Below are 26,500 nucleotides of genomic sequence, written 5' to 3'. Positions count from 1 at the left end.
TTTGATCTTTGGCATCGGCAGGCACCGTTCGTTCCGCAGCTCCGCGCAGTGTGACCGTCGTCGACGCGGGCCACTACTCGACGCTGGTCGAGCAGTTCGAGGGGATCCTACTGGACGCGGTCGAGTGAGACCGCCGGCTGTCGTCTGTGACCGGTCTTGCCGCTCCAGGCTTGACGGGACGGCCGCAGTACGACGTTCGATTCGACGGCAAAACGGGACGCTCGGCTAGACGCGTTTCGACTGGGCGTCGACCGTCCAGCCGGGATCTTCGCCGGTCTCCGCGATGTGCTCGGACCGACACGCCGGACAGTAGTCCGGCACCGTGGACTCGCTTCTCGGAACGTAGACCGCGCCGCCACACTCCACGCACGCGTCCTCGACCACTGTCGTACAGTCGACACAGAGGTTGAAGTCGTCGACCGTCAGCTCGCGCAGGGGTTCGAGGTGTTTGTCCAAGAGGTACTCGTCGATAGCCGCCTGGCAGTTGTGGCACGGTTGCATAGCGATCCACTGCACTCCATGTGATACCGACACATAGTCCTACCGCCTGCAGTGATACTGCCGGTAGTATGAGTTCTGCCAGCGACCTGTCGTGAAACGAACTCCGTGTGTCGCTCCAGCGTTTCCGGCGACTGCAAAAAGCGGGCGTCGTCTGCCCGGTGGTGTTCCGGCCCGCGCCTTTCAGCGGCCAGGCACAGACGGGACGCTATTCGAGGTCGAAGCGGTCGGCCCGCATGACCTTCGTCCACGCGTCGACGAAGTCCTCGACGAGCTGTTCCTCGCCGTCGTCGGCCGCGTACACTTCCGCGATCGCCCGGAGCCGGGACTGGGACCCGAAGATCAGATCTGCGCGGGTGCCCGTCCACTTGTGCTTGCCCGTGTCGCGGTCGTACCCCTCGTAGATCTGGGTGCCCTCGCTGGCTGCTTCCCACTCGGTGTCCATGCTGAGCAGGTTCGCGAAGAAGTCGTTGTCCAGCGTCCCCGGTTCGTCGGTGAAGACGCCCAGATCGGAGCCGTCGTAGGTCGCGCCGAGCGTGCGCATGCCGCCGACGAGTGCGGTCATCTCGTCGGGACCCAGGTTCAGGAGATCCGCCTTGTCGACCAGCAGCGTCTCGGCCGGCTGTTCGAGGCCGTCCTGAATGTAGTTGCGGAAGCCGTCGACCTTCGGCTTCAGCGCCTCGAAGGAGTCGGCGTCCGTCTGTTCGGCGGTGGCGTCGGTCCGGCCGGGCTCGAACGGCACGTCGACCTCGTAGCCGGCCGCGGCCGCGGCTTCCTCGACGGCCGCGTTGCCACCGAGGACGATCAGGTCGGCCAGCGAGACGCGCACGTCGTCGGATCGACCCTCGTTGAACTCGGTCTGGATCTCTTCGTAGGTTTCGAGGATCGTTTCGAGTTCCTCGGGCTGGTTGACTGCCCAGCTACGCTGGGGTTCGAGACGGAGTCGGGCACCGTTCGCGCCGCCGCGCTTGTCGCTGTCGCGGTAGGTCGAGGCCGACGCCCAGGCGGTCTTGACCAGCTGAGGGGTCGAGAGGTCCGAGTCGAGGATCTCTCCTTTGAGGTCGGCGATCTCGGCGTCCCCGATCAGCTCGTGATCGACCTCCGGGATCGGGTCCTGCCAGATCATCGTCTCGTCGGGCACTTCCGGACCGAGGAGCCGCTCGGGCGGACCCATGTCGCGGTGGGTCAGCTTGTACCAGGCTTTCGCGAAGGCCATCCCGAACTCCATGGGGCTCTCCTGGAACTCCTCCATGATCTCCCGGTAGTCGGGGTCGCGTTTGAGCGCGATGTCGGTCGTCAGCATCATGGGGGTCTGGGTCTCGTCCGGGTCGTGTGCGTCGGGCACGGTGTCTTCGAGCTCCTCGTTCTTCGGTGCCCACTGCCACGCGCCGCCGGGACCGCGCTCCGGTTCCCACTCGTAGTCCAGCAGGTTGTCGACGTAGCCCATGTCCCACCAGGTCGGGTCCTGGGTCCAGGGGCCTTCGATACCGCTGGTGATCATTTCGCCGCCCTTGGTGCCGTTCTCGTTCTTCCAGCCGAGGCCCTGCTGTTCGATGGGGGCCGCCTCCGGCTCTGGACCGAGGTTCTCGTCGGGGTCGTCCGCGCCGTGGACCTTCCCGAACGTGTGTCCGCCAGCGATGAGTGCCGCGGTCTGCTTGTCGGTCATCGCCATCCGCGAGAACGTCTGGCGGATGTTCTTGGCCGACGCCTCGGGGTCGGGGTTGCCGTCTGGGCCTTCCGGATTCACGTAGATGAGCCCCATGACGGAGGCACCGAGTCCCTCCTGAATCTCGCCGGGCTCCTCGAAGCGTTCCTGGGTGTCCATCTCTTCTTCGGGACCCCAGTTGACCGCCTTGTCGGTGTCGAAGGCGTCCTCGCGGCCGCCGCCGAAGCCGAAGGTCTTGAAGCCCATCGACTCGATGGCGACGTTGCCCGCCAGGACGATCAGGTCGGACCACGAGAGGCGCTTGCCGTACTTCTGCTTGACGGGCCACAGCAGGCGTCGGGCCTTGTCGAGGTTGGCGTTGTCGGGCCAGCTGTTGATCGGGGCGAACCGCTGGCGGCCACCGGCAGCGCCGCCGCGGCCGTCGTAGGCGCGATAGGTCCCGGCGCTGTGCCAGGCCATCCGAATCATGAACGGTCCGTAGTGGCCGTAGTCGGCCGGCCACCAGTCTTTCGAGTCCGTGAGTACGTCCTCGATGTCCGCTTTCACTGCTTCGAGATCGAGCTTCTGGAACTCCTCGGCGTAGTCGAACTCTTCGCCAAGCGGGTCCGCGTCGCGGACGTTCTGGTCGAGGATCTCCAGGCTCAGCCGCTCGGGCCACCACTCGTCGTTCGACGTTCGCTCGGGCCAGGCGGTCGATCCGCTCGTACTCAGTTCTGTTCCGGATGTCGGACTGTTGTCTGCCATCTACTAGTCTCGTGCAGACCCTCCTCAAAAACAGTTGTTTTGGCATATGCCAAAGTGGCGGTGGCTTTAACGCGTCGCCGCTCCCCACTCGTAGTATGGCAATCGGCGACGTCGTTCGAGCACGAGCGGTCCACGACGACTGCTGGTACGTCGACACCGGCATGTACGATGTCGAGGAGTACGGCTCCGTCTACCTCGTCGACGGCGACCGGCCGGCGCTGGTGGACACGGGTCTGGGCACCAACGTCGAGCGGGTCCTCGATCTCCTCGACGCGGCCGACCTCGCACCGGAGGCACTCGACGTGATCGCGCTCACGCACGTCCACCTCGATCACGCTGGCGGCGCGGGTCCCCTCGTGGAGGCATGTCCGAACGCGACCGTGTTCGTCCACCGGTCGGGAGCGCGCCACCTCGTCGATCCCGCTCGCCTCTGGGCCGGCACGAAACAGGCCGTCGGCGACCAGATCGAGTACTACACCGAGCCGACGCCGATCCCCGAATCCCGTATCGAGACACTGACCAACGGCGACGTGATCGACCTCGGCGACTACCGCCTCCGCGCCCGTCACGCGCCCGGCCACGCACCCCACCAGGTCGTCTTCGACGCGCCCGAACTGGACGCCGTCTTCACCGCCGACGCGGCCGGGATCTACACGCCCTCGACCGACGAGGTCCACGTGACGAGTCCGCCGCCGAACTTCGATCTCGACGGTGCCCTCGACGACGTGGCGATGCTCGCCGACCTCGATCGGACGTGGCTCTGCTACGCACACTACGGCCCGGCCCGGATCGACGACCGTCTCGACGAGTACGCCACGACCCTCGAAACGTGGGTCGAGGCCGTCGAGACCGCACGCGCTGACGCCGACGACGAGGCGGTCGTCGACCACTTCGTCGAGACCGTCGAGACGCCCGCCGTCTGGAGCGACCACAAGGCACGGGCCGAAGTCGCGATGAACGTCCGTGGCGTCCTGACGTATCTGGACCGCCGCGAGGAGAGTGCGGAATCGACCGACAGTGGCCGAGGTGATACTGCCGACGAGTGAGTGCGTTTATACGCGCCGACTCCGTGCGTTCCTGTAGATGGCGGCTACTGAACTGATACTCCTCGTCGCGGGGATCACTGCGATCGGCGTCCTCGCTCAGTTGCTCGCCGACCGACTCCAGATCCCGACTATCATCTTCTACATCGGTGCCGGACTCTTGCTCGGACCGATCTCGGGGTATCTCTCCGGCCACCTCCCGTTCCTCGGTGGTCGGATCATCGATCCGGCGTCGTTCGGTGACGCGCTGCCGGCGATCGTCGGTCTCTCGGTCGCGATTATCGTCTTCGAGGGGGCGTTTCACCTCAGGGTCGGCCGCATCCGCGAAGCCCCGGCGGCGGCGCTGCGCGTCGTCACGATCGGTGCGCTCATCGCGCTGCTGGGTACTGCTATCGCGGTCCACTTCGCACTGGGTGCCTCCTGGGCACTGTCGCTGACCATCGGCGCACTGCTGACCGCCACTGGCCCGACCGTCGTCACGCCGATCCTCGACATCGTGCCGGTGCGCGACCGGGTCGCGGCCACGCTGGAGACCGAGGGGATCGTCAACGACGTGAGTGCCGCCATTCTGGCCGTCGTCTTCTTCGAGATCGTCAACCCCGCAGACAGCTTCGAGGGACTCCTGCAAGGGTTCGCGGGACGACTCGGGATCGGCCTCTTTTTCGGGGTCGTCGTCGCCGGTGTACTGTACTACCTCGTCCGGTACGTGGATCTCGCGCCCGGCGACGCACCGCGCAACGCCCGACTGCTCGTCCTCGCGGGGGCGCTGGTCGCCTACGCCTCGGCGAACTCACTCGCCAGCGAGGCCGGCGTCGCCGCCGTCGCGACGGCCGGCTTCCTGCTTGGCAACGCCGACATCCCCTACGAGGAAGACATCGAGGACTTCAAGGGCGACATCACGCTCATCGTCCTCTCGTTCGTCTTCATCACGCTCGCGGCCCTGCTCGAATTTTCCACGCTCCAGACGGTCGGTCTCGCGGGCGTCGCCGTCGTCGTGATCATCGCGCTCGTCTTGCGCCCGCTCCTGATCTTCATCTCGACCGTCGGCGACCGCTTCACGCTACAGGAGCGGACGTTCATGAGTCTCGTCGGTCCTCGCGGGATCATTCCCGCGTCGGTCGCGACGCTGTTTGCCGTGCAACTCCGATCCGAAGGGCTCCCAGAGGAGGCCAGTCTCCTGCTGGGGGTCGTCTTCCTCGCGATCCTGCTGACGGCCATCTTCGAAGGTGGCCTCGCGCGCTACATCGCAGAATACTTGGACGTGATACCAATGCGAGTCATCATCGTTGGAGGCGGTAAGGTGGGCCGGTCGCTCGCCGAACGCCTCGAAGACCGCGGCGAGAACATCGTCATCATCGAGAAGAATCAAGCAGTCGTCGAATCGGCGCGAAACGCCGGCTACACCGTCGAGTACGGCGACGGAGCCGACACGGACACGTTACGTGCCGCCGGGGCCGACAACGCCAAGATCGTCGCCGCCGCCACCGGTGACGACGACGTGAACCTGCTCGTGTCACAGCTGGCGTCCTCGAAGTTCGACGTGGAGAACGTCATCGCACGGGCCAACAACCCCGACAACGTCGAGGCGTTCGAGGATCTGGGCGTTCGGACCATCTCCTCGTCGATGGCGACGGCCTGGGCGATGGACAACCAGATCGAACGCCCGGCGATCGCCAACTGGATGACCGACATCGGCCACGAGGGCGACGTCCAGGAAGTCGAGGTCTGTGGCGGGGAGTTCGTCGGGACACCGATCAACGAGGTCGGCTCCATGCTGCCCGAGGCCTGCCTGATCGCGCTGGTCACCCGCGACGGCGAGACGAAGGTGCCCACGGCCGACTTCGTCATCGAGAAAGGCGACATGATCACGCTGCTCGGCCGTCGCGAATCCGTTCGTGAGGGGATGCAGATGGTCGATTCGAAGACCGCTTGACGACGCTTTCTGCCGTCGTCCTGTGTTCAATCGCCGTTGAACACAGAGACACCACTAAATGCTTGGTGGCTCTCTGCTTCAGACGACCAGTATGTCGCTGTTGCCCTCCTCGCGCTCGGAGACCGAGTCGTCACAGGACGGATCGCTGCAGTTGCTCGACGTCGACGACGAGGAAGCCGACGCGGTCTTCGACGCGCTCTCCTCGCAGACGACGCGGACGGTGCTCGCGGAGATCCACCGCACGCCGGGCACCCCTGGGGAACTCGCAGAGCGAGCGGACACGACGATCCAGAACGTCATGTATCACATCGAGAAGCTCGAAGCGGTGGATCTCGTCCGGGTCACCGAGACTCGGTACTCCGCCCGGGGCAAAGAGATGGCAGTGTACGGCCCGTGTGAGAACCCGGCCGTCGTGTTCCTCGGCACCGACGACCGCAAACAGAGTCTCATCGCGAAGCTCAAACGATTCCTCGGTGGCTTCCTCGTCTTCGGGCTCCTGTACGCACTGTTCGAGACAGCGACGGAACTGGTCAGCGGTATCGAGCAGCCGGCCGTGTCGGGGGCCTCGAACCCGAAGACGATACTCGTTCCGGCGACGGGGGCCGTCACGACCCTCATCGTGACGTACGTCTCCGCCGACGGCCAACGGACCGTCCCGTTCGACCCCCGCCGGCTCTCTGACCTCAACACGATGCAACGACGAACACTCCTCGCGTCGTGCATACTCCTCGTCGGCGTGTGCACGACACCGGTCGCCCTGGCGTACAGCCCTGCGGTTTCGGACGACTACTTCCACCACGCGCCGTCGGCGTCGATCTCCGCGACGCCGGCCGACGCCGGTGTCCCCGACCTCCCGAACCAGACCGTCCACCTCGTCGTCACCGGCGACAACGACGCGCTGGAAGCCCCACTCACCGAGCGACTCTCCGCGACGCTCCGCGATCGGGGTGCCACCGTCCGACACCGCGACGAGGTCGGAGACGTCTCCGGCAGCCTCCTGGTCGTGCGCTTCGAGACGACCACGTTCGATGCCGGCGGTCTCACGCGGGACGCCAACGTCACGACGCAGTTCGCCTACGTCGAATCGGGCGACGGGCCAGCGGCCGAACGGATCGTCGCCAGCAAGCAGCGCTCGTTCCGTGGTGGGGCCGACTTCCCGTCGAACACGACCGGGCAGGCCGCTGGCGGTGCGTTCGTCTTCGAACGGGCCGGCGGCACGGGGTCGCCGCTGACCACGATCAAGCGCACGAACAGTAGCGCCGAGGCGTTCACCAACGAGACCGCCGCGCTCGTCGGCGACCGAACCGTGTCATACGCGTTCGGACAGGACATCTGGAACTGACGCTGCTGGCTGTCACCGTCGCAAGCTTTTCTCTTCCGTCCCGGAGGATGACATGCGTCACTCCTCGGACTGCTGTCCTCCGTCGCCGTTGGCGGGTTCGACGTCGGTGCCGTCGGTCCAGGGGGTCGCCTCGCCCTGTCCGCCGGTCTTGTAGACGCCGCGGGCGCTGGCCACGTGGTGGTCGTCGGCGTCGTACACCTCGATGTCGACGGTCGCCACGCTCGCTCCCGACCGGACCACGTCGGCGACGGCCCGCAAATCTGCGGTCGCTGGCGCGAGGTAGTCGATTCGCATGTCGATCGTCGGCGAGACGGACTCGGACTTCGAGACGACGGCCGCGCCGCCGACGGTGTCGGCCAGCGAGAACGTGACGCCGCCGTGGGCGATCTGTCCGCCGGGGTTCGAGGAGTGTTCTTCGCGCAGCGGCAGGCGGCCCTCGGCGTGACCGTCCGCCACCTCGTCGAATTCGATACCCAACTCCGCGGCGAACGGGATCTGTTCGAACATCGCTCCGATTTCCATACCACTCCCAGCGTCGCCGAACGGATAAACCTGCGAGAACGCCCCGAAACTGGCGTTCTGTGGTCTGTCACGGACCGGCTCGCTTCGCTCGCGCACCACTCCTCGAAAAACGTGGGCGAAAAAACCGACCCTCGCTGCGCTCGGTTCGGCGAACCGGCTCGCTTCGCTCGCCGGACGCTGGTGTTACTGGGGCAGGCGGAACTCGATCGCTTGGCCTTGCACCACCATCTTTTTCCGCTGCGGGTTTCCTCGTTCGTTTCACTCACTGCGGAACCACTTGCGCAAAAACCTGGGCGAAAAAACCGACCCTCGCTGCGCTCGGTTCGGCGAACCGGCTCGCTGCGCTCGCCGGACGCTGGGGCTACTGGGGTAGGTGGAACTCGATAGCCTGGCCTTGCCCGAAGCCGACACACTCGGTCGCCAGCCCGAGTTCGGCGTCGCGTTTGTTCATCTCGTGGATCAGCGTCACGGGCAGGCGTGCGCCGCTGGCCCCCAGCGGGTGGCCGATCGCGATGGCCCCGCCGTTGACGTTGAAGATGTCGTCGTCGAAGCCCAGTTCGCGCTGGCAGTACAGCGTCTGGCTGGCGAAGGCCTCGTTGAGTTCGACCAGATCGTACTCTTCGGGGTCGCGACCGGTCCGCTCACACAGCGACTCGACGGCCGGAACGGGACCGATGCCCATGACCGTCGGGTCGACGCCGGCCACCGAGTGGTCGCCGACTTCCGCCAGCACGTCGAGCCCGTGTTCCTCGGCGAAGGCCTCCGAAGTGATCATGAGGCCAGCAGCGCCGTCCGAGACCTGCGAGGCGTTGCCGGGCGTGATGGAGCCGTCGGACTTGAAGACGGTCGGGAGTTCGCCCAGCTTCTCCAGCGTGGTGTCGGGGCGAATGCCCTCGTCGGCGTCGACGGGGCCGTCGTCGGTCTCGATCGGGACGATCTCGTCGTCGAACCGCCCGGACTCGGTTGCCTCGGCGGCGCGTTGCTGGCTCCGCAGGGCGTACTCGTCCTGTTCCTGGCGGGCGACGTCGTACTCGTCGGCGACCTTCTCGGCGGTCATCCCCATCTGTAGCTCGCCGATGTTGTACAGCTCGGCGAGCTTCGGGTGGACGTTGTGCGTGTTCTCGCCCATCTTGACCCGAGACATCGACTCGACGCCTCCGGCGATCACACACTCGCGCTGTCCGGCGGCGATGGCGTCTGCGGCGGTCGTGATCGCCTGTGCCGAGGAGGCACACCAGCGGTTGACCGTCGTCCCCGGCACCGACTCGCCGAGGTCCGAGAGCAGCGCGATCACGCGTGCGAGGTTGTTGCCCTGTTCGTCGCGCTGCTGGGCACAGCCCCACACGAGGTCGTCGACCTGCGCGGACTCGACGCCCGTGCTCGCGAGCATCTGGTTGATCAGCGGGACCGAGAGGTCCTCGCTTCGCGTGTCGGCGTACACGCCGTCTTCTTTGCCCTGGGGCGTCCGTACCGCGTCGACGACGACTGGTGTCCGTGTCATACACCCACCGTAGAGCGCAGCCGTGTTAAAATCTCACAAACTCGGAGGCCGGTGTCGTCCGTTTACCCCGCGACCTCCTCCCACGGACGCCCCGGTTCGATTCACTTATCCCCGTGCCCGGCGTACGTGGCTGGGAATGAGTGATCCGGAGCTAGATATCGTCGAGTTCTTGCTGACGACGAAGATCTACACCGAACAGCGTGATCTGGAACCCGACGATCTCCCGCCGGGGTACCGGGCCGCGTTCTGGACCGACGGGGAGATCGAGCGGCCGCTGACGCCGACGAGCAGCGCGGCCACGACCGCCACCGGCATCGAACGACCCTGGGAGGCCGTCTCGGGACTGATGTTTACCGACCGCGACGAGTTCTCCGGCGCGATCTCCTTTACCGACCGGGAGATGGCCGAGGAGTGGTACGAGAAGCGCACCGACGCCCAGCGCCTCCAGCGCAACCCCGTCATGGCCGCGGCCTTCGAGGACCGCGTCGACGGCGTCGACTACGAGAGCGCGCGCCAGCAGAACCGCCCCGCCCGCGCCGACCGGGCGCTGATCGACGCCTTGCTGGACGAGGCCTTCGACGAGGAGGAAGAAGAGGAGGGAATGCTCGACCTCGTCGAGGTCCGGGCACCCGAGGAAGTCGACATGACGATGGACCAGCTCGTCCTCACGCCCGATCAGGAGGCCGAGATCCACAAGATCGTCAAGGCCATCGAGCACCGCGACTACCTGGCCCAGATCGGGCTGCGCGAGATCGGGAAACTCCTCTTTGTCGGGCCGCCGGGTACGGGCAAGACCAGCGTCGCCCGCGCGCTCGCACAGGATCTGGACCTCCCCTTCGTCGAGGTGAAGCTGTCGATGATCACCTCCCAGTATCTCGGCGAGACGGCCAAGAACGTCGAGAAGACCTTCGAGGTGGCAAAGCGACTCTCGCCGTGTATCCTCTTTATGGACGAGTTCGACTTCGTCGCCAAGACCCGCTCCTCGGACGAGCACGCGGCGATCAAGCGCGCGGTCAACACGCTGCTGAAGTCCATCGACGAGGTCAGCCTCATCCAGGACGACGTGCTCCTGATCGGCGCGACCAACCACCCCGACCAGCTCGACGCCGCGGCCTGGCGGCGCTTCGACGAAATCGTCAACTTCCCCAAGCCCGACCGCGACATGCGCTCGGACATCCTCCGGGTGGTCACCCAGGAGATGGAGATCGTCGACTTCGAGCCCGACGAGCTGGCCGAGATCACCGAGGGCCTGACCGGCAGTGACCTCCGGCTCGTCCTCCGCGAGGCGGTACTGGAAGCACTGACCGAGGAACGGACGACGCTCACCCAGCAGGACCTCCGGGACGCCGTCACCGACTTCGAGGAACGGGACAACCTCAAGAACATGGACATGATCGAGGGCGACCACGACGCGCTGGTCGCTGGCGGCGACATCTCGGGGACCGACGAGGACTCCGAAGCGGCGTCTGACGGCGGCCACGACCACCACGATCACGACCACTGACCGCCACGCCTTTGTCCGCGAGGGACCCATCCGGAGACGATGCAGGTCACGCTGCTGGGAACGGGGGACACGACGGGGACGCCGACGGTCGGGTGTGACTGTGCCACCTGCGAGCGCGCTCGCGACCGCGGCGTCGAACGGACTCGCTTTTCCGTCCACGTCGAAGGTGCGAGCGGCGAATCGCTCCTGATCGACTTCAGTCCCGACTTCCGCCAGCAGTTCCTCCGCGAGTCGGTCCCGCTGCCGGACGCGGCGGTGGTCACGCACGTCCACTTCGATCACCTCGACGGGCTGGGCAACGTCTACCGGCTGGTCGACTCGCTGCCGGTGTACGCCGCCGACGAGACGGACCCCCAGACCGGCACGAGCGTCGCCGGGACGATCCGGGACCGCTATCACTACCTCGACCGGATCTCCGTCCACGGACGGACGCCCTTCCAGCGCTTCGAGGCGGCGGGCTTCGAGGTGACGCTGGTGCCGGTCGTCCACCCGCCGCTCGTCTCGTACGGCCTCCGCGTCGACGATCCCGACAGCGGCGCGAGCCTCGCGATCTCGGGGGACACGAGCTACGCGATCGACGAGGACGCCCGCGACGTGTTGCGTGGCGCGGATCTCGCGCTCGTCGAGGGGATCGTCCACGACGACCTCTGCTCGCACCACCCGGCCGGCGGCGATCACTACGACGACGCCGGCCGACCACGGACGTTCGGGACCAAACACATGACCCTGACCGGTGCCCGCGCGCTGGCGGAGGACCTCGCCGCCGACCGGTATCGGATCGTCCACACCGCCCACTTCGTTCCGCCCGAACAGGCCTTTCGCGACGACGTCGCGGTCGACGGCCAGCGGTTCGACCTCGCGGGGGCGAAGCGATGAGCGACGCCGCCACGCCCACGCCGCCATCGGACCGGATCGTGAGCCTCGACGCCATCCGCGGGCTGGCGGTGCTGGGCATCCTCCTCATCAACGTCTGGGTGTTCGCGATGCCCGAGTCGGTGTTGCTCAACCCCCAGACGTACGGCGACCTCACCGGCGCGAACTACTGGGCGTGGCTGGCCGCCCACGTCTTCGCGAAGTCGAAGTTCATCACGCTGTTCTCGGCGCTGTTCGGCGCGGGCATCCTGCTGTTTACCGACAGCAAGCGCCGGGACGGCGAGGCGGCGATGGGGCTGTACTACCGGCGGATCGGCTGGCTCCTCCTCGCCGGGCTCGGCCACGCCTACCTCCTGTGGTACGGCGACGTGCTCGTCGCCTACGCCCTCTGTGGGCTCTTGCTCGTCTCGTTTCGCAACCGCGAGCCGGCGGTGCTCGCCCGCCTCGGCGTGCTCTTCTTGCTGGCACCGTTCGCCACCGAGCTGTTCGCCGCTATCGCTCAGGGGCCGTCCGTGATCGCCCAGCAGTGGCAGCCCCCGGCGGCGACTCTCCAGCAGGAGGTCGCGACCTACCGCTCGGGGTGGCTCGCCCAGATGGACCACCGCGTCCCGACGGCGTTTCGGCGACAGACCTCCGGCTTCGTCGGGTCGACGCTGTGGCGTGCCGGCGGCTCGATGTTCCTGGGGATGGCCCTCTATCGCTGGGGCGTGCTGACCGGCGAGCGCTCGACGCAGTTTTACCGCCGGCTCGTCGCCGTCGGCGTCGTCGGCCTCCTGATCGTGCTGGCCGGCGTCTGGTACATCGAGGCCAACGACTGGTCGGCCGACGCCGCGATGTACTGGCGGCAGTTCAACCACTGGGGGAGCCTGCTCGTGGCCGGTGGCTACGTCGGTGCGGTGACGCTGTACACGCGTTGGCGGCCGACGGGGATCGTCACCCGGACGCTGGCGGCCGTCGGGCGCACCGCCTTCACGAACTACCTGTTCCAGACGGTCCTCGCCACGTCGATCTTCTACGGCCACGGGCTGGGGCTGTTCGGGCGGCTCGACCGCGTCGAACTGCTGGGCGTGGTCGTCGTGATCTGGGTCGTCCAGATCCTGCTGTCGGTCGTGTGGCTCCGATTCTTCCGCTTCGGTCCGGTCGAGTGGTGCTGGCGGACTCTGACCTACGGCGAGCGCCAGCCCGTGTGGCGCGGCGAGTGAGCGACCGCCGGAGTCTCACAGGAACCGGTCGAGTCCCGACTGTCGACGCGCTCGCCCCTCCGGCTCGGGGTCCCAGGGCGTCCGCTCGGCCCGCAGTCGGTCGGCGTCGGCCTCGGGGGGCTCGGCGGGCTCGAACCCGCCACAGTCGCTGTCGCACTCGCTGTTGGCGTGGACCGGTCGCTCTTTCCACTCGCAGTAGGGCAGGCCGTCGTCGTCGGGCGAACAGCGCGCACACGGCGGCAGGTCGTAGGACCGCCATCCCTTCCCGTAGGCCCGCTCGGCGATGCGACGGCGCAGTCGCGCCTTCTCGGCGGCGCTGACGATCCGGATCTCCGTCCGTCCGGGCTCCTGGGCGACGAGTTCGACGCCGGGCTCGTCGACCGGGAGCTGGGCGGGCTCGCGGCGCACCTCGCGGTCGCCGGTCTCGGGATCGAACCGCCAGACGCCGACTTCCGCTGGCAGTCGGTTGAGGTGGGCGCGGGTGACGTGGGAGGCCGTCGCGAGGACGACCGCGTCGACGGCCGCCAGCGACACGTCGGTTCGCAACTGGCGCTCAAGGTCGCCCGGCCGATCGAGGTCGGGCTTGTTCTCGACGGCGACGAGACGGTCGAACCAGTCGGGATAGCGCGTCGTCTGGCGGACGTACGTGCGACCGTTGCGTCGCTCGCGCTCGAAGAAGCCTCGCTCGCTCGCCAGTTCGAGGGCGCGCTCGGCCCGCTCGGGATGGCAGTCGAAGGCGTCTTTCCAGTAGCGGGCCCGGCCCGGCCCCACGTCGGCCTCGACGGCCGCGCTCGGGAGGCGTTCGGGCGTGATCGCCACGCGCTCTTCGAACGCCGGACCGGGCTCGACCTGGACGACATCGAGCACGCGGCGGCCGTGGACGCTCGCCCCGAGCTGGCGGGCCACGATCCCGTCGCGCTCGATCGCCCGACAGAGCCCGACCTCGAAAGCAAACTCGCGCACACCGTCGTCCAGGGCGGCGACGGTCAAAAACGGCGCGGCGACCGCTCCACGCAGCATGGTATTTTATACCGTGGCGGAGAATAGATGGGGGGAGATGGCACCCGTGGGTGACGGCGGTGGGAACGCGAGCGCGATCGACGTACTGGTGGTCGACGACGAGCCACAGATGGCAGAGCTGGTCGGGACCTATCTCGAACGGACCGGCGACGACCTCGACGTAGCGACGGCGACCAGCGTCGGCCAGGGGCTCGACGCGCTGGACGACCGCTTCGACTGCGTGGTCAGTGACTACCACATGCCACAGATGGACGGGCTGACCTTCCTCGAACGCGTCCGCGAGCGGCTCCCCGACGCCGTTCGCATCCTCTATACGAGCGACGGCGACGCCGAGTTGATGATCGAGGCACGCGACGCGGACGTCGACTACGTCCACAAGCAGTTCTCGACCAAACAGTACGCGGCGATGGCGACACACATCCGTCGGCGCACGGCCGCCGACTCCGTCTGACAGCCACGTCCGGTCGAATCGTGCGTCGTGCTCCCAAGCGACCGTTGTGTGGCCGAAACAGTAGGTTTATCACTCGCAGGGGGCGAACCACTACCAAGATTACTCCCGAGATGACATCGCACAACCAACCGGAGGTGAACATCGGACTCGTCGGCCACGTCGACCACGGAAAGACGACGCTGGTCCAGGCTCTCTCAGGCGAATGGACGGACCAGCACTCCGAGGAGATGAAACGTGGTATCTCTATCCGTCTGGGCTACGCAGACGCCACGTTCCGTCGCTGTCCCGATGCCGACGAACCCGACGCGTTCACCGCGGCCGAGCACTGTGAAGAACACGACGTCGACACCGAACCGTTGCGAACGGTCTCGTTCGTCGACGCGCCGGGTCACGAGACGCTGATGGCGACGATGCTGTCGGGTGCCGCCATCATGGACGGTGCCGTCCTCGTCGTCTCCGCGACCGAGGACGTGCCACAGGCACAGACCGAAGAGCACCTGATGGCACTGGACATCATCGGCATCGACAACATCGTCATCGCTCAGAACAAGGTCGACCTGGTCGACCGCGAGCGCGCCCAGGACAACTACGAGCAGATCAAGGAGTTCGTCTCCGGCACCGTCGCCGAAGACGCACCGATCGTCCCGATCAGCGCGGGCCAGGAAGTGAACCTCGACCTGCTCATCGACGCGATCGAACGCGAGATCCCGACGCCGGAGCGTGACCCCGACGCCGACGCACGGATGCTCGTCGCACGGAGCTTCGACATCAACCGTCCGGGAACGACCTGGGAGAACCTCAAGGGCGGCGTCCTCGGTGGTTCGCTGGTCGACGGCCAACTCGAAGCCGACGACGAGATCGAACTCCGTCCCGGCCGCGAGGTCGAGGAAGGCGGCCAGAGCGAGTGGCAGCCCGTGACGACCGACGTGCGATCGCTCCAGGCCGGCGGCGAGTCGGTCGACGCCGCCACCCCCGGCGGACTGCTGGGTGTCGGCACCGGACTCGATCCGTCGATCACGAAAGGTGACGCGCTGGCCGGTCGCGTGGCCGGACCGCCCGGCACGCTCCCGCCGACCCACGAGCGCTTCGAGATGGACGTCGATCTGCTCGAACGCATCGTCGGCGAGGACGGCGGCGAGGTCGAAGCGATCTCGACCGGCGAACCGCTCATGTTGACGATCGGGACCGCGACGACGGTCGGCTCGGTCACGAGCGCTCGCGGCGGCGAGTGCGAAGTCGCACTCAAGCGGCCGGTCTGTGCCGAGGCCGGCGCGAAGATCGCGATCAACCGACGTGTCGGTGCCCGATGGCGGCTCATCGGCGTCGGCACGCTCCGGGAATGATCCTCCTGGACACGAACGCACTCATGATGCCGGTCGAATGCAACGTCCGTCTGTTCGCGGAACTCGATCGCCTCGGATTCGACGAGACCGACTGTCTCGTCCCTCGGTCCGTCCTCGCCGAACTCGACAAACTCTCGGTGGGCGCGGGGGCGGAAGCGACCGCGGCCAGCGTGGGCCGGGATCTCGCGGACCGCTGTTCGGTCCGGGAGGCGGCGGCCGACTACGCGGACGACGCGATGGTCGAACTGGCCGGCGACGACGACGTGACACACGCCGTGACGAACGACGCACCCCTCAAACGACGGTTGCTGGACCGTGGCGTTCCAGTAATTAGTTTAAGGGGCCGGAACAAACTCGCCATTACTCAACCATAACATGTACAAACGGGTTCGACTCCGCGACACGGTCGAAGTGCCCCCGCGGCACCTCGCAGACGTGTCTCCGGATCTGGTCAAGAAGCTCCTGCAGGACAAGCTCGAAGGACGAATGGACGAAGACGTGGGTTCGGTCGTCTCCGTCATCGACGTCAAGGACATCGGCGAGGGGGCGGTCCTCCCGAACAAGCCCGGCGTCTACTACGAGGCCGAGTTCGACGCGCTCACCTTCGACCCACAGATGCAGGAAGTCGTCGACGGCGAGGTCGTCGAAGTGGTCAACTTCGGTGCCTTCGTCGGCATCGGGCCGGTCGACGGCCTGCTCCACGTCTCCCAGATCAGCGACGAGTATCTGGCCTACGACGAGGAGGGACAGGCACTCGCCTCCCGGGAGTCCAACCGGACCCTGGGGACCGGCGACGCCGTCCGCGCACGCATCGTGACCAAGAGCATCGACGAGCGCAACCCCCGCGACTCCAAGATCGGCCTCACGGCCAAGCAGGTCGGTCTGGGCAAGCACGGCTGGCTCCAGGAGGAACGGGAGAAACGCGCCGCCGAGGCGGAAGCCGGTGATAGCTGATGGCTGATCGCCTCGTCTGTCGTGACTGTCACCGCGTCCAGCCCTCGGAAGCCGAAGAGTCCTGCGAGATCTGTGGCTCGACGTCGCTGACCGAAGACTGGGCCGGCTACGTCGTCATCGCCCACCCCGAGACCTCTGAGATCGCCGCGGAGATGGAAGTGACCGAGCCCGGCCAGTACGCACTGAAAGTCCGCTAACGTGTCTTCGCTCCGCCTCGACCTCCCGTCGTCGCTGCGCCACGAACTCAAAGAGCCGCTGGGTCCGATCTACACCGACGCCGACGAACTGCTGACGGCCGCCGCCGAGCCGATCGTCGCCGTCGGCGACATCGTCACCTACCACCTGCTGGAGGCCGGCTACACGCCAGCGGTCGCGTTCGTCGACGATCGCACCAAGCGCGCCGCGGTCGATCCGGAAGTTCGAGACGCCGTCGGCGGATTCGACCACTGCCGGACCGTCGACAACCCGGCGGGGACGATCACCGGCTCCCTGATCGGCGCGCTCAGCAGGGGGCTCGGCGAGGACGGGACGACGCTGATCCGGGTCGACGGCGAGGAGGACCTGGCGGCGCTGCCGGCCGTGCTCGCGGTCCCGGAAGGCGCGAGCGTCGTCTACGGCCAGCCAGACGAGGGGATGGTGCTGGTGACCGCCGACGCGGCCGCTCGCGAGCGCTGCCGGGACCTCATCGGACGGATGGACGGGCCCGCCGACGAACTGCTCGCGGCGCTGTCCTGACCGCCGTCGCTACTCTGCGTTCGCCGCGTGGACGGCCCGCATCGCCCCGCCACACGCCTCGCACTCCTGGGGTGCGTGTTCCGTCTGGACGCGTCGATCACAGCGGCGACACTCGTAGACGTGGTCGCCGTCGTCGTGTGGTGTCGACCAGAGTGGCATGTGTGCTAGTCTGTAACACGCGAACGCAGAAGGATCTGACGGTCGCCTCACTATTTTCGGCCGCCGGACCGAATCAGACCAGCACGTGAATATGCCGAACCAGTGAGCGATGCACTCGACGCTCGAAGCGGTCCTCGACGGTCCAGCCGGCCGCCTCGGCGGCGTCTTCCCACGAGCGGTCCGCGACCAGCACGGCCCGCGGGGCGATCCGCTTGGCCTCCGTGAGCGCACCCGAAACGACGGCGTCCAGTTCGCCCTCGATCTTAGACTGGCGGCCGTAGGGGGCGTCGAAGACGACGGCGTCGGCGGCGTCGTCCCGGAGCGGGAGGGCGGTGGCGTCGGCACGGGCGACGGCGAAGTCGTCGAGGAAGGCGTCGAGGTTCTCGCGCGCTCCCCGAACCATCTTCTCCTGTGCGTCGGTCCCGACCACGTCGGCACCCGTCAGGCCGGCCTCGATGAGGATGCCGCCGGTGCCACACATCGGGTCGACGACGCGCCGGCCCGCCCGCGCACCGGCGATGTTGACGATCGCACGGGCCTCCATCGGGTCCATACTGCCGGGCTGGGTGAAGGGGCGATCCATCGGCGCGCGCTCGCCGTAGTCCCGGACGGAGGCGCTCTCCAGCCACGCGAGCGCACAGACGCCGTCGGCGTCGGCGGCGACTTCGCTGGCGTCGGTGGCCTGCTGGTGGCCCGCCGAGAAGAGCGCCCGGAGCTCGTGGTCCGGATCGTCGAGGTCGACGGTAAAGCCCCGTTCGACCAGTCGTTGGCCGAGCTCGCGCTCGGCGCGCTCGGTGTCGATCCCGGTCGTCGATCGCACGTCGACCGCGCGGACGGCGACGCTGCCGGTGCGGTCGACGTTCGCGGCGTCGAGGGTCACGCTGGCGCTGTCGACGGTCGGCTCGCAGGTGGCGAGCAGTTCGCTGGCTCGCCGGGTGAACGCCAGGGTGCGCACGCGGTCGGTGATCCCGCGCGCGGTCGCCAGTCCGGGCGCGCGGAGGCTCACGTCGGTCGCCGCGCTGGCCGCTTCCCTGGCTGCGAAGCGATCGTCCTGGCCGGCGAGTTCGAGGACGTACACGCCCGACGGTGGGTGCCAGTGGGGTTTCAGGGTGCCGATCCGTTCGCTCTCGAAGCGACGGCGAGACGGTCGTGTGCTCGCTCCAGTGTGGGATCTGTCAGTCCATGCCATCAACCTTTATAAGTCTTAAATACGTGTTTTAAGTCGAGACATGGTTGACCCCAAGGAAACCATCAATATCGAAAACGTCGTCGCCTCGACTGGCATTGGGCAAGAACTCGACCTCCAGAGCGTGGCGATGGACCTGGAAGGGGCGGACTACGATCCCGAGCAGTTCCCGGGGCTGGTCTATCGGACCCAGGACCCCAAGTCGGCAGCGCTGATCTTCCGATCGGGGAAGATCGTCTGTACCGGTGCGAAAAGCACCGACGACGTCCACCAGAGTCTGCGCATCGTCTTCGACAAGCTCCGCGATCTGAACATCCAGGTCGACGACGACCCGGAGATCGTCGTCCAGAACATCGTCACGTCGGCCGACCTCGGTCGGACGCTGAACCTCAACGCGATCGCGATCGGGCTGGGGCTGGAGAACATCGAGTACGAGCCCGAGCAGTTCCCCGGCCTCGTCTATCGGCTCGACGATCCCGACGTGGTCGCCCTGCTCTTCGGTTCGGGGAAACTCGTCATCACGGGTGGGAAAGAGCCCGACGACGCCAAGGAGGCCGTCGACAAGATCGTCTCCCGACTCGAAGACCTCGGCCTGCTGGAATAGCGCGACGACGCCTCTCGTCTTCTCTCTGGCCGGCACGCCTTCGATGCATCCTTTAGCGGGCCAGCCGTACCGTCGGCTATGTTCGGCCTCCTGCAGACGGGTATCGCTGGCGGCGGGCTGGTAGCGATCGCCGTGACGCTGCTCGTGACCTGGCTGTTCTACGGCGTGACCCTCCACCTGGCGGCCGTGTTCTTCATCGGCGACGTCCCGAGCCAGCGGGCCGCCTACGCGGCGATCGCACCGGCAGTCGTCTCCCTGCTCCTCCAGCAGTACACCGGCACGGGCCTGCTCGTCCTGGTGACCGTCGCCGCCACGCTCGCGACCGATCTGTTCTCGATCAGCTACGTCTACCGCCTCAAGTGGCGCTCTGCCATGCCCCTCGTTGCTCTCCACTTTGCCTTCGCCGGAGTGCTCGGGTTCGCGTTCAACAACATCTTCGGGCTGGTCTGATACGCGCGGCCGTCGTCGAGACCGAAAGCGAGCCGATTCGGAAACGCTTAACCGCGCCGACGGGAATGGACGCGTATGGCTAAGTTCGAAGAAGCGTCCGAGCGACTCCTCAACAAGCAGATCTGCATGCGGTGTAACGCTCGCAACCCGGCCCGAACAGAGAAGTGCCGCAAGTGTGGCTACAAGAAGCTCCGACCGAAGGCCAGCGAACCCCGCTCGGCCTGATCGGCTCTTCTCTCCGCGTTCACCGACCGGTAGTCATACGACCGTCCCGGTTGAGACGATCGTATGGTCTCGCTCCCGTTGCTGGCGGCCTTTACGACTGGCTTGGCCGTCGCTGGCTACGGACTGGCCCGATACTTTCGACGGGCGCGACGCGACCCCTACGACGCGACGACGACCGGCACGGTCGTCGAGTCGGACCTCGACGCCGAGACGAGCGCCCGGCGTGGGGACTACACGCCCGCGGTCAGCTACGAGTACGTGGTCGACGGCGTGACCTACCGACACGACCACGTGCGGGCCAACACCGACCCGCTCTCGCGCCGCGGCGCCACCGTGTTGCTCGGCGAGTTCCACGAGGACGCCGAGGTGACCGTCCACTACGACGCCGACGACCCCGAGCGGGCGGTCCTCGTCCCGCCCGAGGGCGGTCAGTCCTGGCTCGTACTCGTCGTGGCCGGCTTCCTCGTGGCCATCGCCGCCGCCGCGCTCGCTGTGGCTGGCGTCTGATACGACCGACTGTACATCTGTGACCGATTTCGCCACCCCGGGGCGGCGAAGATCTTCACGAAGGTACAGCCAGCAGTATGAACGACGAGCGCTTTTGTCCGTCCCGCCATAGGGCCGAGTATGGAGCAGATGGACGGGCTGCAGGTGATCGACTGTGAGCGCTGTGGCGACCTCGTCGACTCCCGGTCTCGGATCGTCGACGGGACCGGACCGCCGGAGGCAGACCTCCTGTTCGTCGGCGAGGCCCCCGGCGCGCAGGAAGACGCCGACGGGGAGCCGTTCGTCGGTCGCAGCGGCGACGTACTGGACGACGCCCTGCGCGAGGCGGGACTCGATCGGGGCGACGTACGCATCACCAACTGCGTGCGCTGTCGCCCGCCCGACAACCGCGACCCCCGGCAGGCGGAGCTGGCCAACTGCCGCCCCTATCTCGAACGCGAGATCGAACTGGTCGACCCGGAGCTGATCGTGACCCTGGGGAAGGTGCCGGCCGAGCACCTGCTGGAACGGGACGTGGCCGTCACGAGCGAGGCCGGCGACGTGTTCGACCCCGAGATCGGCGGCCAGCGCCGCGAACTGCTGGTCTCGGTCCATCCGGCGGCGACGCTGTACGACCGGAGTCAGGCAGACACCTTCACCGACGCCATCGCGACGGCCGCCGACTACACGGACGAGGACAGTGGGCAACGGCGGCTCGGTGATTTCTAGCGAGGGGCAGCCCGAACGAAGTGAGGGCTGGCCCTCGATATGCGAGCGGTGACGAGCGGAACCGCGAGCAGCGGTGTCGAACGAAGTGAGGGCTGGCCCTCGATATGCGAGCGGTGACGAGCGGAACCGCGAGCAGCGGCGTCGAACGAAGTGAGACGGACAGTTGTAGCCGTCTGCCAGTGATCGCCGACGCGGCTGGCGATCACTGGCGAGCACGTACGACTGTTCGTCTGTGACTGGCCCTCGATATGCGAGCGGTGACGAGCGGAACCGCGAGTAGTCGAGGCGCAAGGTTCGACGGAACAGGAAGCGACTTAGGAGCGTCTCGCGAAGGCTACGTATGGCCACGAAACAGACCGCCGCCGAGGTGGTCGTCGTCGACTACGGGCTGGGGAACCTCCGGAGTGTCACCCGCGGGCTCGAACGGGCCGGTGCGGACGTGACTCTCTCGGCGGACCCCGCCGAGTTCGCCGCGGCCGACGGTATCGTTCTGCCGGGCGTCGGCGCGTTCAGCGAAGGGATGGACAACGCCGGTCCGTTCCGCGAGGCACTGGTCGAGGAGGCCGAGGCCGGGACGCCGCTCTTTGGCATCTGTCTCGGGATGCAGATGCTCCTGACGACGAGCGAAGAGGCCGACCACGAGGGCCAGGGCGACGCCGAGGGGCTCGATCTGGTGCCGGGAAAGAACGTCCGCTTTCGGACCGACCAGACCGTCCCGCATATGGGCTGGAACGAGCTCAACGTCCAGCGCGATCACCCGCTCGTCGAGGGCGTCGACAGTGTGGAATCGGAGATGCCACAGGCAGACGGACCCGCGAGGGGCGGGTCCGTCGACGGCGAGTACGCATACTTCGTACACTCGTACTACGCCGAACCGGACGACGACGACGCCGTCGTCGCGACGACCGACTACGGGACCGACTTCGCCAGCATCGTCGCCAACGAGGCCGGTAACGTCTTTGGCACCCAGTTCCACCCCGAAAAGTCGGGAGAGACGGGACTCCGGATCTTGCGCAACTACGTGGACATCTGCGCAGAGTAGCGTCGCCGCGTCCGGCCGCGCCGTCGGCGTGGCCGTTCACCAAGTGGTCAGGCCGATTCCCCGTCGACCGTGACGAACCGGTCGTGGTCGACGGTGACCGTGTGGCCGTCGACTGTGATCGTGAGCTGCCACTCACCGTCGTGGCGACCAAGCTGGTCCAGCGCTTCGGTGTGTATCTCGTCGTACAGGACGAACTCCAGATCGAGGGCCGAGACGCCGCGATAGCGGGCGATCGCCTCCAGCACGACAGTCGAGAGCGGCTGCCCGCCGGTGCTGGGCGACCCAGCCAGTGCGTGGTCGGTCACCCGGGGGCCCCGTCGAGTTCGACGATCGTCGCTTCCCAGTCTGGCCCGCTGTCACTGGTTCGACAGAGCCACGGTCGCCCGACAGTGAGATCGTTGTCGTGGGCTCGCTGCAGCAGTGCTGTGAGTGCGGCCTGAAACTCCGCGTCGGTCGTAACGTCTCCTTGATATGGATTGTCTCGTGTCATAATAATCCTCGGACTGTCTGCAGATACGATCCAACTGATTCGGGACTCCCGAATCGTGGGATCTGCACACGGTTGTCCGTACAGGGTCAAGCCGTGCCAGCTTTAAAAACCCCCGAGAACACCATGGTATGCCATGCATGTAATTCCGACATGACATTCAATCCAGCCTACAACTCTTTGCGCGTCCCCGTGTCACTCCAATAATGAGCGTCATTGCTGATCTGCGGGTTCCCGCGACGAAGTTCGAGCTCGGGCGCATTCTCGCGATGGAACAGCCGGTCTCGGTCGTGCTCGAGACGATGGTGCCGATGGGCCAACAGACGGTCCCGTTCTTCTGGGTCCACGACCACGACCGCGATGTCTTCGAGGAGGCGGTCCGGGAACACCACGCCGTCGAGCGTCTGCGCGAGGTCGAGGTCCACGAGCACCGCGTCCTCTACGCGTTTCGCTGGCGAACTGACAGCGACGAGCTCTTCGCCGCTTTTGCCGAGGCCGACGCCCAACTGCTGGAGGCGACGGGCCACACCGACATCTGGGAGTTCGAACTGCGCTTTCCGGACCACGAGCACCTCTCGACGTTCAAAGAGTACTGTGACGACGCCGATATCGACCTCGACGTCCGTCGCATCTACAACCCGACCAAACCCGAGAGCGGCCCCTACTACGGGCTCTCTCACGCCCAGCGTGAGGCTCTGTCGACGGCAGTCTCGGAAGGGTACTACTCGATTCCACGGCGCATCTCGACGAAAGAGCTTGGCGGCCGGCTGGGCATCTCCGACCAGGCGACGACCGAGCGACTCCGCCGGGCGATCATCACGCTGACCGAACACACGCTACTGACCGAGGACGACGGCGAGTAGACGACCGGCGCTGTCAGTCGACGGTCACCGAATCGGTCGGTGCTGTCTCGCAATCGCTCCACGCCTCGACCTCGTCGCCGTGGAACTCGACCAGCGGTTGGATCGTCTCGAACTGCGGTCCCCGAGAGACGCGCTCCGCATCTTTGTTCCACTCTGCGTATCCCATCTGCTCTAGCAGGGGGAGATGCTGGTGGTGGAGACTGATCTGTCTCAGTGGCTCGGCTCGGTCGCCGATCAGTACGTCGATGTCGACCGTCGGTTCGTCGAGGAGTGCCAGGAGGACCCCTCGTCGCTGCTCGTCGGCCAACGCCAGGTACGCCTCATCGTCCATACCGTCATTCGCTCTCCCAGCCGGATCACCATTCGCCATGGTGAATCATGTCCCGCAAAAGTTGGGGGACAGATCGTCGCCGAGAACCTGCCAGTAGCTCAGGCCGCCGACTGCTCGCCGTCTGCTTCGACCGGGACCCACAGCCGTGCGGTCGTGCCGTCGTCGACCTCGAAGTCGAGGTCCCCGCCGAGCCGGCGGGTCGCCCACGAGGCCAGCCACAGCCCCAGTCCCGTCGAGTGTTCGAGATCCGTCTCCTCGCCCGCCGCCAGCACGTCGCGTTCGTGTTCCGGGAGTCCCGGACCGTCGTCCGCGATGGCGATCTCGACGCCGCCGTTCCGGACCGTCGCGGTGACCCGGACTGGCGCAGTCTCGTCGGGCTGGGCGGTGGCGGCGTCCCGACGAGTATGGGAGTCGGGGCTCGTGGAGCCATGCTCCGCGGCGTCCTGGCGACCGTAGGAGCCAGGGCTTGTGGAACCGTGTTCCACGGCGTCCCGAGGAGTGCGCGACTCGGGGCTCGTGGAGCCATGCTCCGCGGCGTCCTGGCGACCGTGGGAGCCAGGGCTTGTGGAACCGTGTTCCACAGCGTTTTCCACGAGTGCGACACACAGTACCCGGAGCGTGTCGGCGTCGACCGTCACGGTCACGTCGGGCACGTCCGTGGCGATGGGCACGTCGGCGTCCACGTCGTCGACGGCGTCGGAAAGGAGCGCGGGGAGTTCGACGGTGGTCGCTCGCCGATCGGCACCGAGAATCCCCTCGATGGCGCGGGCCTTCTCGCCCAGATCGACGAGGTCGTCGGCCTTGCCCTCGACGGTGTCGAGCAGCTCCGAGACTTCGGTGTCGTCGGTCGCCTCGTTCGCGGCCTCGGCGAACCCGCGGACGACCGTCATGTCGTTGCGGAGGTTGTGCCGGACGACGCGGTTGAGCACCTGGAGTCGCTGCTCGCGCTGGATCTCCTCGGTGATGTCCTGCAGGACGATCGTCGATCCGAGCCGGTCACCGCTGGCGGTCAGGGGCGTCGTCGCGAGGCTGTAGGTTCGTCGCCGACCGTCCGTGTCGACGGTCACGCGGTCCGTCTCGTCGGGGCCTGCGAACGTCTCGTCTGTCAGAAAGGCGGCCAGTGGCTCCGTCAGCGCCCGCGCCTTCCCGACGCCAAGCACCGACTCGGCCGCGGCGTTGAGCGTCACGATCCGGTCGTGTTCGTCGACGACGACGACGGGGTTCCCGAGGTCTTCGATGGCCGCGCGTTCGCCCTCTCGGCGGGTCGCGGGGTGGAACTCGAACATGTCGCTGCGGACGAACGCGTAGGCGTCGAGCGCGATGTGGGGCAAGAAAAGCACCGTCGCGAAGTTCAACTCGGGGACCGGGCCGATCTCGTAGAGCCAGACGATCACCGCCGACAGGGGCGGCACCGTGCTCACGCCGACGGCGATCGCCTCTCGGCGGTAGAGTCGCCCGTAGCTGGCGACGGTGTCGAACAACACCAGACTCCCGAGCAGCGCGATCAGGACGCCGCCGGTGGCGACCACCACCGCCCACAGCCGCAGTTCGTAGGCCGTCCCCGCCAGTCCGGCTACCGCGACGACGGAGAACTCGTCCCAGACGAGCCCGTGCCAGGGGTTGGTGCCGAGCAAGACGACGGCGACGGCCGGCAGCGTCAACAGGGCGCGGTACCACGGCGTCTCCACGAGGTGGCCCCGCCCGGTGTAGGCCAGCGCGAACGCGAGAAAGTACACCGCGATCCCGGCCAGCAGCGCCCAGCCAAGCACCTCCAGGGCCAGCCGCACGGTCTCGTCGAACACCAGCAGGGAGACGGCGTAGCTGACGCTCCACAGCGCCTGGCAGGCCAGCGACAGCAGGAACCACTTCGCGCCCGGCTTCTCGCGGTAGCGCCAGAGTCGGCCCAGCAGGGTCAGGGTCCCGACCCCCGAGGCCAGCGACGCGACGACGATCCAGCTGCCGGCGATCATCTACAGACAGGAGGACAGCGAGTCACTTACCGGTGCTGGTCGTTCGGCTCTCGGTTCGTACGGAAAGCTGTCGTCGCGTACCGGTGCGCGTCGCCACGGGGGAGACGCTCACCGGCAAATCGCGACAACCGTCCGTCTCATACGGAAAGTTGTAGTTACTTACCGGTGCGCGTCGCCACGGGGGAGACGCTCACCGGTAAATCGCGACAACCGTCCGTATCAGAGGAAATCGCGCACGTCGGAGTACCACATGTCGTGGTCGTCGGTGGCCTCGATGGCCTCGGCGATCCGGACCGCGATCGCGTGCCAGCACAGCTGCTCGGGGTCGGTGGCGTCGAGGTTGTACTCGCTGTCGGCGCAGGTACAGCCGCCGTCTTCGACGACGTACTCGTCGTCGTGGCCGACGACGATCGTGAAGTCCCGGTAGGCCTTGACCCGCTGCTCGCCGACAGCTTCGATGGCCTGCTGGCCGCGGTCACCGTGGACCGAGACGATGCGGTCGACGGCGTCGGGGGTCAGCTCTCCCGCGGCTTCGAGCATCGACACCCACTCTTCGACCGCGCTCATTGGCCCCACTTGCGTGAGACGGGTGAAAACACCGTCGGTGAGCGCCCGATGCGTGGCGCTTTTCGCTCCC

Annotated in this window: 31 protein-coding genes; 19 read left to right on the top strand and 12 right to left on the bottom strand. The window is 66.9% G+C overall.

What is annotated here, in order from left to right; genetic code table 11:
* Positions 1–225: 225 nt before the first annotated feature.
* Both ACAH01_RS00380 and katG read right to left on the bottom strand, forming a co-directional pair.
* Positions 226–501, bottom strand: coding sequence for a hypothetical protein (locus ACAH01_RS00380; RefSeq protein ID WP_015761721.1), 276 nt, complete (start codon positions 499–501; stop codon positions 226–228).
* 205 nt (positions 502–706) lie between these two features.
* Positions 707–2,908: a catalase/peroxidase HPI gene (gene katG, locus ACAH01_RS00375; RefSeq protein ID WP_372479867.1), complete on the bottom strand. Its 2,202-nt coding sequence runs from the start codon at positions 2,906–2,908 to the stop codon at positions 707–709.
* A gap of 95 nt (positions 2,909–3,003) precedes the next feature.
* Here katG and ACAH01_RS00370 point away from each other — a divergent pair, with 95 nt between their 5' ends.
* The 3 genes from ACAH01_RS00370 (at position 3,004) to ACAH01_RS00360 (ending at position 7,226) form a co-directional block, all read left to right on the top strand.
* The gene (locus tag ACAH01_RS00370) at positions 3,004–3,954 is read left to right on the top strand and encodes an MBL fold metallo-hydrolase (RefSeq protein ID WP_372479866.1); all 951 of its coding nucleotides are present in this window, start codon (positions 3,004–3,006) and stop codon (positions 3,952–3,954) included.
* Positions 3,955–3,991: 37 nt separating this feature from the next.
* Positions 3,992–5,884: a cation:proton antiporter gene (locus ACAH01_RS00365; protein ID WP_170093129.1), complete on the top strand. Its 1,893-nt coding sequence runs from the start codon at positions 3,992–3,994 to the stop codon at positions 5,882–5,884.
* A 91-nt stretch (positions 5,885–5,975) separates the two neighbouring features.
* Entirely contained in the window at positions 5,976–7,226 is a 1,251-nt protein-coding gene (locus tag ACAH01_RS00360; protein ID WP_372479865.1) for an ArsR/SmtB family transcription factor, read from the top strand.
* Between the two features lie 57 nt (positions 7,227–7,283).
* Here the strand turns inward: ACAH01_RS00360 and ACAH01_RS00355 are convergent, their stop codons facing one another.
* Positions 7,284–7,748, bottom strand: a complete 465-nt coding sequence (locus ACAH01_RS00355; protein WP_372479864.1) for a PaaI family thioesterase — start codon at positions 7,746–7,748, stop codon at positions 7,284–7,286.
* A gap of 361 nt (positions 7,749–8,109) precedes the next feature.
* The gene (locus ACAH01_RS00350) at positions 8,110–9,249 is read right to left on the bottom strand and encodes a thiolase family protein (RefSeq protein WP_170093132.1); all 1,140 of its coding nucleotides are present in this window, start codon (positions 9,247–9,249) and stop codon (positions 8,110–8,112) included.
* A 136-nt stretch (positions 9,250–9,385) separates the two neighbouring features.
* Between ACAH01_RS00350 and ACAH01_RS00345 the strand changes: the two genes are divergently transcribed.
* Genes ACAH01_RS00345 through ACAH01_RS00335 form a run of 3 tightly spaced genes read left to right on the top strand, consistent with a single transcriptional unit; the run spans position 9,386 to position 12,828 of the window.
* Complete coding sequence (locus tag ACAH01_RS00345) at positions 9,386–10,753, top strand: ATP-binding protein (protein ID WP_170093133.1); 1,368 nt, start codon at positions 9,386–9,388, stop codon at positions 10,751–10,753.
* Between the two features lie 39 nt (positions 10,754–10,792).
* The gene (locus ACAH01_RS00340) at positions 10,793–11,629 is read left to right on the top strand and encodes an MBL fold metallo-hydrolase (protein ID WP_372479863.1); all 837 of its coding nucleotides are present in this window, start codon (positions 10,793–10,795) and stop codon (positions 11,627–11,629) included.
* Positions 11,626–12,828, top strand: a complete 1,203-nt coding sequence (locus tag ACAH01_RS00335) for a DUF418 domain-containing protein (RefSeq protein ID WP_372479862.1) — start codon at positions 11,626–11,628, stop codon at positions 12,826–12,828. The genes ACAH01_RS00340 and ACAH01_RS00335 overlap by 4 nt, the downstream gene beginning before the upstream one ends.
* A 15-nt stretch (positions 12,829–12,843) precedes the next feature.
* Here the strand turns inward: ACAH01_RS00335 and ACAH01_RS00330 are convergent, their stop codons facing one another.
* Positions 12,844–13,791: a DUF5787 family protein gene (locus ACAH01_RS00330; RefSeq protein WP_372479861.1), complete on the bottom strand. Its 948-nt coding sequence runs from the start codon at positions 13,789–13,791 to the stop codon at positions 12,844–12,846.
* Between the two features lie 94 nt (positions 13,792–13,885).
* Here ACAH01_RS00330 and ACAH01_RS00325 point away from each other — a divergent pair, with 94 nt between their 5' ends.
* The 6 genes from ACAH01_RS00325 (at position 13,886) to ACAH01_RS00300 (ending at position 17,331) form a co-directional block, all read left to right on the top strand.
* On the top strand, positions 13,886–14,299 hold the full coding sequence (locus ACAH01_RS00325; protein ID WP_153554805.1) for a response regulator: 414 nt from the start codon (positions 13,886–13,888) through the stop codon (positions 14,297–14,299).
* 110 nt (positions 14,300–14,409) lie between these two features.
* Positions 14,410–15,642 carry a translation initiation factor IF-2 subunit gamma gene (locus ACAH01_RS00320; RefSeq protein WP_153554804.1) on the top strand — a complete coding sequence of 411 codons (1,233 nt, stop codon included), beginning with the start codon at positions 14,410–14,412 and terminating at the stop codon, positions 15,640–15,642.
* The gene (locus tag ACAH01_RS00315) at positions 15,639–16,016 is read left to right on the top strand and encodes a DUF188 domain-containing protein (protein WP_153554803.1); all 378 of its coding nucleotides are present in this window, start codon (positions 15,639–15,641) and stop codon (positions 16,014–16,016) included. The genes ACAH01_RS00320 and ACAH01_RS00315 overlap by 4 nt, the downstream gene beginning before the upstream one ends.
* 1 nt (position 16,017) lies before the next feature.
* On the top strand, positions 16,018–16,596 hold the full coding sequence (locus ACAH01_RS00310; protein ID WP_153554802.1) for a DNA-directed RNA polymerase: 579 nt from the start codon (positions 16,018–16,020) through the stop codon (positions 16,594–16,596).
* Positions 16,596–16,793, top strand: a complete 198-nt coding sequence (gene spt4 / locus ACAH01_RS00305; RefSeq protein ID WP_206039116.1) for a transcription elongation factor subunit Spt4 — start codon at positions 16,596–16,598, stop codon at positions 16,791–16,793. Before ACAH01_RS00310 ends, spt4 begins: the two co-directional genes overlap by 1 nt.
* 1 nt (position 16,794) lies before the next feature.
* Complete coding sequence (locus ACAH01_RS00300; RefSeq protein ID WP_170093138.1) at positions 16,795–17,331, top strand: GTP-dependent dephospho-CoA kinase family protein; 537 nt, start codon at positions 16,795–16,797, stop codon at positions 17,329–17,331.
* A 9-nt stretch (positions 17,332–17,340) separates the two neighbouring features.
* Here ACAH01_RS00300 and ACAH01_RS00295 read toward each other — a convergent pair whose 3' ends face one another.
* Entirely contained in the window at positions 17,341–17,490 is a 150-nt protein-coding gene (locus ACAH01_RS00295; RefSeq protein ID WP_153554800.1) for a rubrerythrin-like domain-containing protein, read from the bottom strand.
* A 73-nt stretch (positions 17,491–17,563) separates the two neighbouring features.
* Complete coding sequence (locus ACAH01_RS00290) at positions 17,564–18,568, bottom strand: methyltransferase domain-containing protein (RefSeq protein WP_372480815.1); 1,005 nt, start codon at positions 18,566–18,568, stop codon at positions 17,564–17,566.
* A 151-nt stretch (positions 18,569–18,719) separates the two neighbouring features.
* Between ACAH01_RS00290 and ACAH01_RS00285 the strand changes: the two genes are divergently transcribed.
* The 6 genes from ACAH01_RS00285 (at position 18,720) to hisH (ending at position 22,212) form a co-directional block, all read left to right on the top strand.
* Positions 18,720–19,280: a TATA-box-binding protein gene (locus ACAH01_RS00285; RefSeq protein ID WP_015761700.1), complete on the top strand. Its 561-nt coding sequence runs from the start codon at positions 18,720–18,722 to the stop codon at positions 19,278–19,280.
* Between the two features lie 78 nt (positions 19,281–19,358).
* Complete coding sequence (locus ACAH01_RS00280; protein WP_372479860.1) at positions 19,359–19,730, top strand: hypothetical protein; 372 nt, start codon at positions 19,359–19,361, stop codon at positions 19,728–19,730.
* A 75-nt stretch (positions 19,731–19,805) separates the two neighbouring features.
* Positions 19,806–19,955: a 50S ribosomal protein L40e gene (locus ACAH01_RS00275; RefSeq protein WP_015761698.1), complete on the top strand. Its 150-nt coding sequence runs from the start codon at positions 19,806–19,808 to the stop codon at positions 19,953–19,955.
* 63 nt (positions 19,956–20,018) lie between these two features.
* Positions 20,019–20,462, top strand: a complete 444-nt coding sequence (locus tag ACAH01_RS00270; RefSeq protein WP_372479859.1) for a DUF3592 domain-containing protein — start codon at positions 20,019–20,021, stop codon at positions 20,460–20,462.
* A gap of 120 nt (positions 20,463–20,582) precedes the next feature.
* Positions 20,583–21,170 (top strand): uracil-DNA glycosylase family protein, encoded by a 588-nt coding sequence (locus tag ACAH01_RS00265; protein ID WP_372479858.1) that lies wholly within the window; start codon positions 20,583–20,585, stop codon positions 21,168–21,170.
* Between the two features lie 340 nt (positions 21,171–21,510).
* Positions 21,511–22,212 carry an imidazole glycerol phosphate synthase subunit HisH gene (gene hisH / locus ACAH01_RS00260; RefSeq protein WP_372479857.1) on the top strand — a complete coding sequence of 234 codons (702 nt, stop codon included), beginning with the start codon at positions 21,511–21,513 and terminating at the stop codon, positions 22,210–22,212.
* A 47-nt stretch (positions 22,213–22,259) separates the two neighbouring features.
* On the opposite strand, the gene ACAH01_RS00255 is transcribed toward hisH, so the two are convergent.
* Both ACAH01_RS00255 and ACAH01_RS00250 read right to left on the bottom strand, forming a co-directional pair.
* Positions 22,260–22,517: a HalOD1 output domain-containing protein gene (locus ACAH01_RS00255; protein WP_372479856.1), complete on the bottom strand. Its 258-nt coding sequence runs from the start codon at positions 22,515–22,517 to the stop codon at positions 22,260–22,262.
* Positions 22,514–22,702, bottom strand: coding sequence for a hypothetical protein (locus tag ACAH01_RS00250; protein ID WP_372479855.1), 189 nt, complete (start codon positions 22,700–22,702; stop codon positions 22,514–22,516). The genes ACAH01_RS00255 and ACAH01_RS00250 overlap by 4 nt, the downstream gene beginning before the upstream one ends.
* 203 nt (positions 22,703–22,905) lie before the next feature.
* On the opposite strand from ACAH01_RS00250, the gene ACAH01_RS00245 reads away from it, so the two are divergent.
* Positions 22,906–23,562 (top strand): helix-turn-helix domain-containing protein, encoded by a 657-nt coding sequence (locus tag ACAH01_RS00245; protein ID WP_372479854.1) that lies wholly within the window; start codon positions 22,906–22,908, stop codon positions 23,560–23,562.
* Positions 23,563–23,575: 13 nt separating this feature from the next.
* Here ACAH01_RS00245 and ACAH01_RS00240 read toward each other — a convergent pair whose 3' ends face one another.
* The 3 genes from ACAH01_RS00240 to ACAH01_RS00230 all read right to left on the bottom strand — a co-directional run bounded on the left by ACAH01_RS00240 (position 23,576) and on the right by ACAH01_RS00230 (position 26,430).
* Positions 23,576–23,893, bottom strand: a complete 318-nt coding sequence (locus tag ACAH01_RS00240; RefSeq protein ID WP_372479853.1) for an ArsR family transcriptional regulator — start codon at positions 23,891–23,893, stop codon at positions 23,576–23,578.
* 98 nt (positions 23,894–23,991) lie between these two features.
* Entirely contained in the window at positions 23,992–25,863 is a 1,872-nt protein-coding gene (locus ACAH01_RS00235) for a histidine kinase N-terminal 7TM domain-containing protein (protein WP_372479852.1), read from the bottom strand.
* Positions 25,864–26,082: 219 nt separating this feature from the next.
* Complete coding sequence (locus ACAH01_RS00230) at positions 26,083–26,430, bottom strand: hypothetical protein (protein ID WP_170093143.1); 348 nt, start codon at positions 26,428–26,430, stop codon at positions 26,083–26,085.
* Between the last annotated feature and the right edge of the window lie 70 nt (positions 26,431–26,500).

The organism is Halomicrobium sp. HM KBTZ05 (assembly GCF_041530035.1).
In the GTDB taxonomy this organism is placed as follows: Archaea; Halobacteriota; Halobacteria; order Halobacteriales; family Haloarculaceae; genus Halomicrobium.
The sequence above is the reverse complement of the archived record's forward strand: the minus strand, read 5'-3'. Positions and strand labels throughout refer to the sequence as shown.